The 11,805-nt window shown below is 71.7% G+C and carries 13 protein-coding genes; 6 read left to right on the forward strand and 7 right to left on the reverse strand.

Features of this window, described 5'->3' with window-relative positions; translation table 11 throughout:
* Positions 1-25: 25 nt before the first annotated feature.
* Complete coding sequence (locus GXP76_RS10350) at positions 26-565, forward strand: hypothetical protein (RefSeq protein ID WP_242571163.1); 540 nt, start codon at positions 26-28, stop codon at positions 563-565.
* 40 nt (positions 566-605) lie between these two features.
* On the opposite strand, the gene GXP76_RS10355 is transcribed toward GXP76_RS10350, so the two are convergent.
* The 4 genes from GXP76_RS10355 to GXP76_RS10370 all read right to left on the reverse strand — a co-directional run bounded on the left by GXP76_RS10355 (position 606) and on the right by GXP76_RS10370 (position 3,902).
* Complete coding sequence (locus GXP76_RS10355) at positions 606-1,595, reverse strand: NAD(P)-dependent alcohol dehydrogenase (protein WP_242571164.1); 990 nt, start codon at positions 1,593-1,595, stop codon at positions 606-608.
* Between the two features lie 105 nt (positions 1,596-1,700).
* A complete protein-coding gene (locus GXP76_RS10360; RefSeq protein ID WP_242571165.1) occupies positions 1,701-2,402 on the reverse strand; it encodes an NADPH-dependent F420 reductase in 702 nt (233 codons plus the stop codon).
* A 30-nt stretch (positions 2,403-2,432) separates the two neighbouring features.
* The gene (locus GXP76_RS10365) at positions 2,433-3,476 is read right to left on the reverse strand and encodes an LLM class flavin-dependent oxidoreductase (protein WP_242571166.1); all 1,044 of its coding nucleotides are present in this window, start codon (positions 3,474-3,476) and stop codon (positions 2,433-2,435) included.
* 54 nt (positions 3,477-3,530) lie between these two features.
* Entirely contained in the window at positions 3,531-3,902 is a 372-nt protein-coding gene (locus GXP76_RS10370; protein ID WP_242571167.1) for a DoxX family protein, read from the reverse strand.
* A 197-nt stretch (positions 3,903-4,099) separates the two neighbouring features.
* On the opposite strand from GXP76_RS10370, the gene GXP76_RS10375 reads away from it, so the two are divergent.
* The 4 genes from GXP76_RS10375 to GXP76_RS10390 all read left to right on the forward strand — a co-directional run bounded on the left by GXP76_RS10375 (position 4,100) and on the right by GXP76_RS10390 (position 7,595).
* Positions 4,100-4,741: a TetR/AcrR family transcriptional regulator gene (locus GXP76_RS10375; protein ID WP_242571168.1), complete on the forward strand. Its 642-nt coding sequence runs from the start codon at positions 4,100-4,102 to the stop codon at positions 4,739-4,741.
* A 122-nt stretch (positions 4,742-4,863) separates the two neighbouring features.
* Positions 4,864-5,649 (forward strand): MerR family transcriptional regulator, encoded by a 786-nt coding sequence (locus tag GXP76_RS10380; protein ID WP_242571169.1) that lies wholly within the window; start codon positions 4,864-4,866, stop codon positions 5,647-5,649.
* Between the two features lie 215 nt (positions 5,650-5,864).
* Entirely contained in the window at positions 5,865-6,200 is a 336-nt protein-coding gene (locus GXP76_RS10385) for a YnfA family protein (RefSeq protein WP_242571170.1), read from the forward strand.
* A gap of 120 nt (positions 6,201-6,320) precedes the next feature.
* On the forward strand, positions 6,321-7,595 hold the full coding sequence (locus GXP76_RS10390; RefSeq protein ID WP_242571171.1) for an LAETG motif-containing sortase-dependent surface protein: 1,275 nt from the start codon (positions 6,321-6,323) through the stop codon (positions 7,593-7,595).
* Between the two features lie 153 nt (positions 7,596-7,748).
* Here GXP76_RS10390 and GXP76_RS10395 read toward each other — a convergent pair whose 3' ends face one another.
* The 3 genes from GXP76_RS10395 to GXP76_RS10405 are packed head-to-tail and all read right to left on the reverse strand — an operon-like array spanning position 7,749 to position 10,658.
* The gene (locus GXP76_RS10395) at positions 7,749-8,405 is read right to left on the reverse strand and encodes a response regulator transcription factor (RefSeq protein ID WP_242571172.1); all 657 of its coding nucleotides are present in this window, start codon (positions 8,403-8,405) and stop codon (positions 7,749-7,751) included.
* Positions 8,393-9,484 carry a hypothetical protein gene (locus GXP76_RS10400; protein ID WP_242571173.1) on the reverse strand — a complete coding sequence of 364 codons (1,092 nt, stop codon included), beginning with the start codon at positions 9,482-9,484 and terminating at the stop codon, positions 8,393-8,395. Before GXP76_RS10400 ends, GXP76_RS10395 begins: the two co-directional genes overlap by 13 nt.
* Positions 9,477-10,658 (reverse strand): sensor histidine kinase, encoded by a 1,182-nt coding sequence (locus GXP76_RS10405; RefSeq protein ID WP_242571174.1) that lies wholly within the window; start codon positions 10,656-10,658, stop codon positions 9,477-9,479. Before GXP76_RS10405 ends, GXP76_RS10400 begins: the two co-directional genes overlap by 8 nt.
* 213 nt (positions 10,659-10,871) lie before the next feature.
* On the opposite strand from GXP76_RS10405, the gene GXP76_RS10410 reads away from it, so the two are divergent.
* On the forward strand, positions 10,872-11,805 hold a 934-nt coding region (locus GXP76_RS10410; protein ID WP_242571175.1), incomplete at its 3' end, for a peptidoglycan-binding protein.

Raw genomic sequence — 11,805 nt, forward strand, 5'->3', positions numbered from 1 at the left:
TCACAGCCTCCCGCGAGGACGAGGATTGAGCGACGACGACGCACGCCACGACCGGCCGATCCGGGACCTCAGCACCTGGACGGTCGACCGACTCGAAGCCTTCACGACCACACAACAGGGCCAAGAACTGGAGCGAATCAGAGTCGTCGCGCAGTCTCACGCCTACCGGTCCGACGAGCCGCAGCAGGCCCGCCTGCGCTGGGCCGAGCTGGCCTTGAACGCCAATGAACGTCTCCCCGGCGACGTCCCGTGGAGTCACAACCGGAAGATCTGCCAGAACTTCGCGCTACGCGCCTGGATCATCGATCAGCTCGGCCCTGCCGCCGATTCCCCGTGGGATCCCGAAGCCCTCGCCGCCGACACACTCGCGGCACTCACCCTCGATCCCGGTCAGGTCGTCGCGCTGTCCGCGCGCTGGCGTGACCTCCCGATCGAGCGCATCGGTGACCTTCGCCGCCACAAGAACCGGACCGCCCACCTGGACCGGCTCCTGGACCACCTGCCGCCGGGACCCGACAGGGACCAGCTCGTCGCATGGTCCGAAGTGCGCAAGCACCTGCCCTGAGCCAATGGGGCCGCGGGCCGTGCGTCAGTGCGTCAGTGCGTCAGTGCACCGTGATCACGGTCTTGCCGCGGGAGTGACCTTCCTCCATGTGCCGCATGGCCTCGGCCGTGTCGGTCAGGGGGTAGGTCCGGCCGACCACAGGGGTGACCTGACCCGCGTTGATGAGCGCGGTCACGGCGAGCAGATCTTCTTGGGCCGGACCGCTCGGGGTCGCCGGGATGATCGGGCGCAGGCTGTGCCGGGTGGCCGTGTTGACCGCGGCCAGTTTCAGCATGGAGCCGATCGCCCCGAACACGCGGCCGGGTGAACCGCCGCCGTTGGCGACCAGCACTCCGGTCGGGGTGAGCGCCCCACGCAGGCGGCCGAGCGGGAGGTTGCCCACGTTGTCCAGGATCACGTCGTAGCGAGTGCGTCTTTCGGTGAAGTCCTCGCGACGGTGGTCGATGACGTGCGTGGCGCCCAGCGAGCGCACCGTCGCGGCGCTGCCGGCGCTGCACACCCCGGTGACCTCCGCGTCCAGGCCGGCCGCGATCTGTACGGCGAAGGTGCCCACGCCGCCGCCCGCCCCGTTGACCAGTACCCGCTGCCCGGCCCGGACCCGGCCCACCGTCCGGATGCCGCGCAGAGCGGTCACCGCTGCCATCGGCGTGGCCGCCGCCTCCTCGAAGGACAGACGCTCGGGCTTGGGCACCAGCAACTCCGCCTCGGCGCACGCGTATTCGGCGAACGCCCCCGCGCAGAAACCCAGTACCGGGGTGCCGGGCCGGAGCCCTTCCGCGCCGGCGCCGACAGCCTCCACCACTCCGGCCGCGTCGATGCCGGCCACCCGCTGCTTCGGCCGGGTCAGCCCCATCCCGCCCATCAGTCGCGCCGCGTAGGGGTCGCCGCGCATCATGTGCCAGTCGTAGGGGTTGAGCGCGGCGGCGTGCACACGTACCAGCACCTGGCCGGCCCCGGCCCGGGGCCGGTCGACTTCCCCCAGCCGCAGGATGTCCGGCGGCCCGAACCGCTCCTGGAGCACTGCCTTCATCGCCCTGCCCCCATGTCCCCGGAATCCGTCATGACCGGCACATGTCCGGCCCACGGTGAGGGCAACGTAAGCGTGCGCGGTGGAGCCGTCAATGGCCGCCGGCCGTCAGGCGGCGGCACGCGAGGTCGCCACCGCCCGGCCGCGCTCGGAGTCCGGGAACTGCCGCAGCAGCTCGCGCAGTTGAGGTGCCGGGGTGTTCGCGCCGAAGACCGGGGTGCCGGGCTCCATGCGTACCCCTTCGGCGAGCGCTCCGGCCTCGACCGGATCGAAGCCGAGGGCGTCCACCAGCGCGGTGACGGTGGCCACGGCCTCGGGGGCGTCTCCGGCGACGGCGATGGCGCGGCGGCCGGGCGCCCCCGTGGTCAGATCGGGGCGGGCGCCGTCCTCCAGGTCGTGGTAGCCCATGTGGTTGAAGGCTTTCACGACGCGGGAGCCGGGCAGGTGGGCCTGGACGAGTTCGCTGGTGGAGATGGTCGGGTCGGTGAGGTCGTCGCGGATTCCGTCCACCTCCCACCAGTAGTTCATCGCGTCGACGACGAGCTTGCCGCGCAGTGCCTCGACCGGGACGCCGCGGTATTTGCCGAGGGGCAGGGCGAGGATGACGAGGTCCGCCTCGGCGGCGGCCCGTTCGGCGGTGACGGGCTCGGCGCCCGGGGCGAGAACCTCCACGGTGAGGGCGATGTCCTCCGGTGCGCCCGAGCCCGCGATCCGGACCCGGTGGCCGGTCGCGACGGCAAGGCGGGCCAGCACCGTGCCGACCTTCCCCGCGCCCAGGATGCCGATCGTCGCGAGAGGGCGAGTGCTCATTGCGTACTCCTTCGCTGTGGTCAACCGCGTTCAGTCGGCCAGCAGTTCGCGGACCATCGGGATGACCTCGGTGCCGTACAGCTCGACCGCCCGCAGCCGGGCGCTGACCGGCTGGGCGCCGCTGGTGTAGACGAGGTCGAACCGGCCGACGCCGAGTTGCTTGATGACGGCGGCCATCTTGCGGGCGACGGTCCGGGGGGAGCCGACGTACATCGAGCCGTGTTCGACCTCGGTCTCGTACTCGCTCCGGGTGACCGGCGGCCAGCCGCGCAGGGCCCCGATCGTGTCACGGACGATCTTGTAGTGCGGCCAGTGCAGGGCGCGGGCCTCTTCGTCGGTGTCGGCGACGAACCCCGGGGAGTGCATGCCGACCGGGTGCGCGGTGGTCCCGAACTGCTCGGCGGCGCGCCGGTAGAGGTCGGTGTAGCGGGTGAAGCGGGACGGGCCGCCACCGATGATCGCGAGCATGAGCGGCAGCCCGTAGCGCGCGGTGCGGATCACCGACTGCGGGGAGCCGCCGACACCGACCCAGGTGGGCAGGCGCCCGGACTCGGTCTTGGGGAAGACGTCCGCGTTCCGCAGCGCGGGCCGCTGGGAGCCCTCCCAGGTGACCGGCTTCTCCTCCAGCAACTGGACGAACAGGTTCAGCTTCTCCTCGAAGAGCACGTCGTAGTCGGCCAGGTCGTAGCCGAACAGCGGGAACGACTCGGTGAACGAGCCCCGGCCCAGGATGACTTCGGCGCGTCCGTTGGAGAGCGCGTCCAGCGTCGAGAACCGCTGGTGGACGCGGACCGGATCGTCCGAGCTGAGCACGGTGACGCCGGAGGCGAGCCGGATCCGCTCGGTACGGGTGGCGATGCCCGCCAGCACCGTCTCGGGTGTGGAGACGGCGTACTCGGGCCGGTGGTGCTCGCCGAGCGCGAGCGCGTCGACCCCGATGGAGTCGGCGAGCACGGCCTCGTCCACCACCTGCCGGATCGCGCGGGCGTGGGAGACGGGACGGCCCTGGTCGTCCTGGGGGACGTCGCCGAAGGTGTCGAGGCCGAAGAGGACGTCGAGCGTGACGGCGGACATGGCGGGCTCCGTTTCGGAGGAGGGACTGGACAGGGGGTGGCTGCCTGCGGGCGCTTACCAGGCGTACGGGCCGAAGCGGCCCCAGGCGATCACGACGGCGACGGCGAGCAGGACGATGTTGACGCCGACGTTCGGCCATTCGCCGCGGCGGGCGTGGGTGATCACCGCGCCGATCATGATCAGCGCGACACCGACGGCCGCGAGCGGCGTGAGGACGGTGGCGATGCCTGTCGCGGCCGGGAGGATCAGGCCGAGCGCGGCCACCACCTCCAGTGCGGCGATGGTCTTGACCTGGCCCGCGCTGAAGCTTTTCGCCCAGGGCATCGACTCGGCGGTCTTCTCGTAGGGCTGGGCGAGCTTGCCGCCGCCGGCGGCGAGCATCCCTGCGGCGAGCAGGGCCTGCAGGATCCAGAGGAAGACATTCATGTCGGAGTCCGATTTCGTTCGACGGGAGGGGACGGGACGCGGCCCGGCACGGGCCACCGCGTACCGAGCGTCGCGCCGGAAGGTGCGGCGCCCGGGGCGAGGAGCCGGTGGCGAAGCCTCGGACAGCATAAGCGGACTTCACCCCGCTTATATTCCGCCCGCCCGGACAGATCGTGAAGCGGGGATAGATTTGCCGCATGGATCGAACGCCCCTGTCTCTCGGACGGCCGCGCGCCGAGCGCGCCGACGCAGCCCGCAACCGGGAGCAGCTCCTGGCGGTGGCCCGCGAGATGGTTGCCGAGCTGGGGGCGGACAAGGTCACCATGGACGGCCTCGCCGAAGGCGCCGGTCTGGGCAAAGGCACCGTCTACCGCCGCTTCGGCACCCGCGCCGGCATCTTCCACGCCCTGCTCGACGACGACGAGCACGCCTTCCAGCGCGAGGTCCTGGCCGGCCCGCCTCCGCTCGGCCCCGGCGCGAGCCCCCTGGAGCGGCTGGTCGCCTACGGCCGGGCCCGCATCGCCTTCCTCACCGGCCACATCACGATCGTCCGCTCCGCCCTGGACCACCACCGGGCTGTCCCCGCCGAGGGTGGCAGTGCCTTCACCCAGGCCCATATCCGCATGCTGCTCGGCCAGGCGGGCACCGGCGTCGCCGACCTGGACAGCCTGACCATCCAGCTCACCAGCGCCCTCGAAGGCCCTTTCATGATCTTCCTGGCGCTGCCGGGGGCCGGTCCCGAACCGGGCGCCGAGGCCGACGCCGCCTTCGAGCGGCGCGCCCGCCCGCTCGGGGACAGCTGGCAGACCCTGGTCGGGAGAGTCTGCCGCCGGGCCTGAACCAGTTCGGCCCGTGGCCCTCGGTGGTGTCCCGGTGGGCCTGTGCCTGTCGCTGCCGGTGGACGGGGAGCGTAGGTTCCGGCTTGACCTTCGACCTGGGTCGAAGGTCTACGGTCGCGTGTATGGGCACCATGCGGATCTCGAAGCTCGCCGAACGTTCCGGCGTTCCGGCCACCACCCTGCGGTTCTACGACACCGCGGGGCTGCTGCCCGCCGACCGGACCTCGGCCGGCTACCGCGTGTACGGCGAAGCCGCCGTCGAGCGGCTGGCGTTCATCGGCGCGGCCAAGCACCTGGGGCTGGCGCTCGGGGAGATCGGCGAGCTGCTCGGGGTGTGGGAAGCGGGCGCCTGTCGGGACGTGAAGGCCGACCTGCGGGTGCGGATCGCCGCCCGCCTGACCGAGGCCGAGTCCCGCGCCGCCGGGCTCGCCGCGTTCACCGCCTCCCTGCACACCGCCCTGGAGCACTTGAACGCTCTGCCCGACCGTGCAAGCCCGTGCAATCCCGAGTGCGGCTTCCTCTCCCCGTCGGCCCCGGCCACCGCCGTTGGTTCACGGCCGGTCGACGTGCGGCTCGCACCGAGCCACCAGGTGGCCGAGGCGGAGGCGGAGCGATGGCGGACGGCTCCGGTGGCCTGCTCCCTGACCGGCGACGGATTGCACGAGCGGACCGTCCAGTGGCGCGAGGTGGTCGACGGCGCCGTACGGACCTCGGTGCCGGAAGGGCTGCGGCTGACGCTGCCGGTCGAGCGGACGACGCGGGTGGCGGAGCTGGCGGCGGCGGAGCAGCGTTGCTGTCCGTTCTTCGACTTCCGGCTTCATCTCGACGGCCCGCGTCTGCACTTGGAGGTCCGTGCGCCGGCTGACGGTGCCCGGCTGCTTGCCGACCTGTTCGGGCCGGCCGCCTGACGGCGTGTCCCCGTTCCGCCCGCTAGGCCCTGTCCGGCGGATCTTCGGGGGCCCGGAGCGCCTGGCACGGCACCTCGCCGCGTTGTCGGACTCGTCCAAGTACGTCCAGTACGAGCACGATCCTCCGCCTTGCGATGCACCGCACCAGACGCCCCGGGCTGATCCCCGAAGATCCGCCGGACAGGGCCTAACCCCTTCTCCGGAAAGTCCCCGCCATGCTCGTCGCCCGCTCCATCGCCCTGTTCGCCGTTGCCGCGTTGTTCGAAATCGGGGGCGCCTGGCTCGTCTGGCAGGGCATCCGCGAGCACAAGGGGTGGATCTGGATCGGTGCCGGCGTCATCGCGCTCGGTTTGTACGGGGTGATGGCCACCTTCCAGCACGATGAGAACTTCGGCCGGATCCTCGCCGCGTACGGCGGGATCTTCGTCGCCGGGTCGATCGCGTGGGGCATGGTCGCCGACGGTTACCGCCCGGACCGCTTCGATGTGATCGGCGCCCTGGTCTGCCTCGCCGGGATGGCGGTCATCATGTATGCCCCGCGCGGCCACTGAGCCGACCGTCCGGCACGACACGTGCAACTGTTCGGGGCCGGTAGGTGTCTAGGGGTTAGCAGTTGGCCGTTCCGCTGAAAGACACCTCCCGTTCAGCATGTCCCGACAGAGGATTCCGCAATGCCGACCCCGCCGTACCGACGCCGCGTCTCCCGTTCCGCCGTCGCCACCCTCGGTGCCGCCGGGCTCGTCGCCCTGGGCGCCGCCCCCGCCGCCGTGGGCGACGAGGCGCCGCCCTCCCTGGCCCTCGGAGACATCAAGCCGATCACCGGAGTGAAGCCGGGGAGCCCGGTCGATCTGCCGGTCACCGTGGTGAACAACGGCACCACGACCGTCGACAAGGTGTGGATCAAGTACACCGCCACCCGGGGTCTCGCCTTCCCGGAGGTGCCTTCCAACTGCGTGAAGCAGTACGTCGGTGCGTACGACGAGATGCCCGAGCGGTGGATCGCGATATGCGCGTTCGACCAGGCGGTGAAGCCGGGCGTCGCCTACAAGCCCCAGAAGCCGTTCGCCGTCAAGGCCGAGAAGCACGCCTTCGACGACGAGATGTGGGTGGGCGTCACGGATTACGAGCCGTCACCGGACGAGAACAGCACCCCGGTTCCCGGCACCGCGCCGGAGATCGAACTGATCGAGTCACCGGCCGGGGGTACGGGGTCCGCGGACCGGTTCAGGGTGCCCGTCACGTCGGTCAACACGGCCGACTACGAGGTGACGGGCGCGGCGTTGCGGGGGAAGCCCGGCGACACGGTGACGATGAAGGTGACTTTCACCAACACCGGCCCCGGTTGGGTCTGGTCGAAGCCGGGGACTCCGTGGACGTCCGTCCTGGTCACGCTCCCCGCGGGAACGTCGGTCGTCAAGCCCGACTTCTACTGCAAGGTCAAGGGTAAGGTCTACGACTGCGGCCTCACCACCCGCCCGCAGGAACACCTGGAGACGGCGACCTTCACCTTCAAGCTGAAGATCGACAAGAAGGTGGCGGGCGCCAAGGGTTCGGTGGCGTTGAGCAACAGGAAGCTGCCGTTCGACCCCGACAAGAGCAACGACACGGCCCCCATCACGCTGGAGGTCACCGGCGGGGAGCCGGGCGGTACGGGCGGTACTGCGGGCGGCTCGGACGGTGGCTCCGGCTCGACCGGCGGGTCGAGCGGCGGTTCCACGGGCTCGACGGGCGGTTCGAGCGGCGGTTCCACCGGCTCGACGGGTGGGTCGTCGTCAACCGGCGGTGCCGGTACGGCCACGACCGGCGGCAACCTCGCGGCGACCGGCTCCTCCTCCGCCACACTCCCGATCGCGGGCGCGGCCGCCGCGGCGGTGGTCATGGGCGCGGGCACCGTCCTCGTCGTACGCCGTCGCCGCGCGCGGCACGACAGCGACGGCTTCTCCTAGGCAATGAAGAAGGGCACCGGGCGCAAGCCCGTCAGGTGCCCTGGAACGCACACGCCCGGGCCGCGAGTTGAACGCCCACGAGTACGGCGCGCGGTGCACGACCCGGAACACTTCTGGCTTCGAAAGCCGTCCGGACGACCGCTTGGGTCTCCCTCACAGGTCGTCCAGTCCGATCAGTCCGTCCTGGATCGCCCGCGCCAGGAGTGCGGCTTTGGTCGGGGCCTGTCTGCCGCTCATCGCGTACTTGACACGGATGTGTTCGAGGTGGGTGTTCACCGTGTGCGGGGATATGCCGAGGCGTTGGCCGACGAACGCCTTCGACTCGGACTGGAACCATTCGATCAGCACCTCGGTCTCGCGGGCCGAGAGACTGGGCCGGGTGGCGGAGCGGTCGCCGGCCAGCGCGCCTGCCAGCGAGGGCGGGGTGTAGCCGCGGCCCGCCGCCGCCATCACGGCCGCCTCCAGGAGATGCTCGGCTCCCTCGGCCTTGGTCAGGTAGCTGAGCGCCCCCAACTCCAGGCACTGCAGAGCGGTGTCGTCGTCCGCGCGCATCGAATAGACGACGAGCCGCCGTCCCGCCTCGGTCAGTCTGCGCAGCTCGCCCATCGCGGGTACGGGTCCGCCCAGGTGCAGGTCGAGGATCACCACGTCGGCGGTGACGCCTTCGCCGGTCCAGGCGGCCCGGACGTTCTCGCTGGAAGCAGCGACCCGGATCGGCGGGGTGCCCGCCGTCAGCCACTGTGCGATTCCGGCCCGTACCGCGGGGTGGTCGTCGATGATGACCGCGGTCAGCCCGGTCACTTCCGCCATCGCGTCTCCAAGCGCTGGAATTGCCCGTACCCGCCGTATTCGACGACGACCGGCCCGGTGGAGGGGGCGGGGGCCACGGTTCCGGCGTCGGCGATCACGGCGATGCGCACTTCCTCCTCGGTACGCAGCACACTCACCCTGGCACGCCGTCGCGCCGCCGACAATGCTGTCACCAGTGGCCCGGTCAGCTCCTGGCGGATGCGGAGGGGAAGTTCGACGGCCGCGCCACTGACGGCGAAGGAAACGTCCACACCTCGTCGTTCGGCCACGTCGACGCAGGCGGTGACCTCGTGGACCAGCGGGTCGGGTACGTCGTCGTTCTGCGCGAAGAGGCGGCGCAACTGTGTGGCCGTCAGGGCGCACTGCCGCTGGGTGTCTTCGTCGCGCGGGTCGGTGACACCGTCGGCCAGGCCGGCGAGCAGCGGCAGAACCGTGCCCATCTGTGCGGCGAACAGGTCGCGTTGCCTTTCCCGCCACTGGTGCGCCGCGAGCATCCTGGTCAGCAGCCGGTCGCGTTCCTCGGCCGCCTCCGCCGCCTCCCGGCTGCGGCCGCACAGCACCCTCGTGATCACGACGACGGCCAACTGCACGCCGACCGCGCCGAAGGCGGTGGCGCCGGCCGTGCCGAGCGCGGCGCGGTCGGGCGTGCCCGCGACCAGGAACAGCCCCGCGCTCATCGTCAGGTGCGCGGCCAGGACGGTGACCAGGAGCCGGACCCGGTCCAGCAACAGCAGCAGGACGTACCAGCCCGCCAGGCCGAACGACCAGTCCGGTGCCTGGAAACGCCGCTCGGGGGAGACCGCCACGGTGGCGGCGGTCGCGGCGGCGAGGACGAGCAGGGTGCCCGTCACCGTCAGCGCGGCGGGCAGGGGCCTGCGCCTGAACACCCACCAGGAGCAGGCACTTGTGACGACGGCCAGGACGGCGAAGGCGCACGCGGCCAGGCCCCGGTGCCGGTAGTCCTCCTCCAACAGCGGGCGCAGGGACAGGCCGAACAGCAGGACGGCCGTGGCACAGACCAGGACGATCCGCATCGTCGCGTACACGTGCCCGGTGGGCCCGCGCCGGTGCTCAGTCACCGGGCCACTCCAGCCGTACGCACGTCCCCGCCCCGGGCTGCGAGCGCACCGTCGCGCACCCTCCCGCCGCGGCCATCCGTTCGGTGATCGAGCCGCGGATACCGCGCCGGGTGGGCGGTACCCCGGCCGGGTCGAAGCCCACTCCGTCGTCGCACACCACGACGACGACGCGCTTCCCGTCCCGGCATACGCTCAGCGTGGCCGAGTCGGTTCGGGCATGCCGCTCCACGTTCGCCAGTACCTCGTGCAACGCACGGACGAAGGCCAGGGCCACCGAGGCGGGTACGGGTCCGCCGGCCTCTTCGGCACGGACGTGGACGTTGATCCGGCTGCTTCCCAGGACGGTACGCAGAGAGGCCGACAGGTCCACGGGACTGTCCCGCGCGGGGTGCTCGCCCGCCGTGCCGGTGAGTATGGCGAGGTCGCGCCGGGCGTACCCGGCGACCTCGTCCGGATTCGCGTCCTGGCCGCGAACCGCCACCATGAGGAACGTCGAGGCGGCCGTGTCGTGGAGCAGCGCGAGGTATTCCCGCTCCTGGCGGTGCCGGGCCAGGGCCAGCGCCTCGGCGCGGGCCAGTGCCGAACTGCGGCGGCGCAACCGGTCGACCCGCCGCCCCGACCGGCGCAGCAGAATGAAGCCCAGACGGGCGAGGAAACACTCGAAGACCAGGCGTGGCACGAGCGTGTCGACGTCCTCGGAGCCGGTCACGGCCAGGTCGTGGGCGAGAAGCCCCACGACGCAGGGCACGGCCACCGTCGGGGGCCACTCCCACTGGAGGGTGATCGCCGTGGTGGTCAGCACGTTCAGGGCCCACAGGCTCGTCGCCGCGCCCAGCGCGTCCTGACTGCCGCAGACGGCTACGACGCGCAGGAGGGCACAGCCCAACGACAGTACCGGGGCCCGCCCGGTGAGCCCTGTCCAGCAGTCCACCGCGGCGCCGGCGAGCATCAGCCCGAACAGCGCGTACCCCAGGGGCAGCGCCTGCTCCGGCACCGCGAGAAGGCCGAAGGCGCTGATGACCACGACCGTCACACCGCGCACGGGGCCGGCCAGCCGGCGTGCGGAGGCCAGGAACAGCGCCTCGGTACCGCCGCTCCAGGAAGTGGCGTCCGCTGCGTCCGGTTCAGGGTTCTGAAGCACCGGCTTCAGGCGGTGGGGCGCCTGCGCGGGCATCGGAGCACCGCCTCCTGGGCTGGGTTGGTCCGCTTGCGCGCGGGCCGGATTCCGAAGACCCGCGGACTATACCGAAGCCGGCTGAAGACCGGCGTTGTCCCTGCGTACCGGCTGGTCCTCATGGGACAGGTCGGTCGAACACGCGATGTGTGTACGGGAGTTCGTGGCTAGCTTCGGTTCCCCCCATGTTCCTCGATGCCGAAGGTCGGGTTGATGACGAGAACAAGAACCAGCCGAAGTTGGGCCGTCCTGGCCGCGGTCTGCGCGGCCCTGATGATGTCGTTCGGTCTCGCTCCGCAAGCCGGTGCCGCCGCGGCCTGGCCGGTCCTGAGCAACGGATCCGCGGGCGCGGACGTCGGCACCGCCCAGTACCTCCTGCGAAGCCACGGGCACGGGATCGCCCCGGACGGGGCGTTCGGTGCGGAGACCGCGAACGCCACACGCGCCTTCCAGGCGTCCAAGGGGTACGCCGTGGACGGGGTGATCGGCGCCGAGACGTGGCCCGGGCTGATCGTCACCGTCCGACAGGGCTCCACCGGTGACGCGGTGGCCGCCGCGCAGACGGCGTTGAACAAACACGGCTACGGCCTGGCCGTGGACGGCCAGTTCGGGCCGGCAACCACCTCCGCGGTGACCGGCTTCCAGGGCCGCCAGGGGCTCACGGCGGACGGGATCGTCGGCCCGGACACCTGGCGGAGCCTCGTCGGCCAGGGCGGAGGCGGCGGAGGCGGCAGTTCCCTGCCCATCCCGCGCGACACGCTCGGCCGCGGCCACTACGGCGCCCCGCACCACGACTATCCGGCGCTCGACCTGCCGGTCGGCACCGGAACCCCGGTGTACGCGGTGGACTCCGGCGTCGCCCACCAGATCAACAACGCCCGCTGCGGGCTCGGCTACGAGGTCGTCGGCGACAACGGAGCCACCTACTACTACTGCCACTTCTCCGCGCACGGCGCCGGATCCGGTGTCCGGGTCGGAGCCGGAACCCAGCTCGGCCTGTCCGGCAGTACCGGCAACTCGACCGGCCCGCATCTGCACCTGGAGATCGTCGCGGGCGGCGCCAACCGCTGCCCGCAGCCCTACCTGCTGGCCATCTACGACGGAACCACCCCGCCCGCGGTCGGCAGCCTCCCGACCGGTGGCTGCA

This window comes from Streptomyces sp. NP-1717 (assembly GCF_022695985.1).
Taxonomy (GTDB): domain Bacteria; phylum Actinomycetota; class Actinomycetes; order Streptomycetales; family Streptomycetaceae; genus Streptomyces.

What these genes read in the sequence shown, in the direction of transcription:
- GXP76_RS10355 (WP_242571164.1), bottom strand. Translation starts at nt 1,595, where the DNA reads ATGAAGGCAGTGCTCCAGGAGCGGTTCGGGCCGCCGGACATCCTGCGG.
- GXP76_RS10360 (WP_242571165.1), bottom strand. Translation starts at nt 2,402, where the DNA reads ATGAGCACTCGCCCTCTCGCGACGATCGGCATCCTGGGCGCGGGGAAG.
- GXP76_RS10365 (WP_242571166.1), bottom strand. Translation starts at nt 3,476, where the DNA reads ATGTCCGCCGTCACGCTCGACGTCCTCTTCGGCCTCGACACCTTCGGC.
- GXP76_RS10370 (WP_242571167.1), bottom strand. Translation starts at nt 3,902, where the DNA reads ATGAATGTCTTCCTCTGGATCCTGCAGGCCCTGCTCGCCGCAGGGATG.
- GXP76_RS10375 (WP_242571168.1), top strand. Translation starts at nt 4,100, where the DNA reads ATGGATCGAACGCCCCTGTCTCTCGGACGGCCGCGCGCCGAGCGCGCC.
- GXP76_RS10380 (WP_242571169.1), top strand. Translation starts at nt 4,864, where the DNA reads ATGGGCACCATGCGGATCTCGAAGCTCGCCGAACGTTCCGGCGTTCCG.
- GXP76_RS10385 (WP_242571170.1), top strand. Translation starts at nt 5,865, where the DNA reads ATGCTCGTCGCCCGCTCCATCGCCCTGTTCGCCGTTGCCGCGTTGTTC.
- GXP76_RS10390 (WP_242571171.1), top strand. Translation starts at nt 6,321, where the DNA reads ATGCCGACCCCGCCGTACCGACGCCGCGTCTCCCGTTCCGCCGTCGCC.
- GXP76_RS10395 (WP_242571172.1), bottom strand. Translation starts at nt 8,405, where the DNA reads ATGGCGGAAGTGACCGGGCTGACCGCGGTCATCATCGACGACCACCCC.
- GXP76_RS10405 (WP_242571174.1), bottom strand. Translation starts at nt 10,658, where the DNA reads ATGCCCGCGCAGGCGCCCCACCGCCTGAAGCCGGTGCTTCAGAACCCT.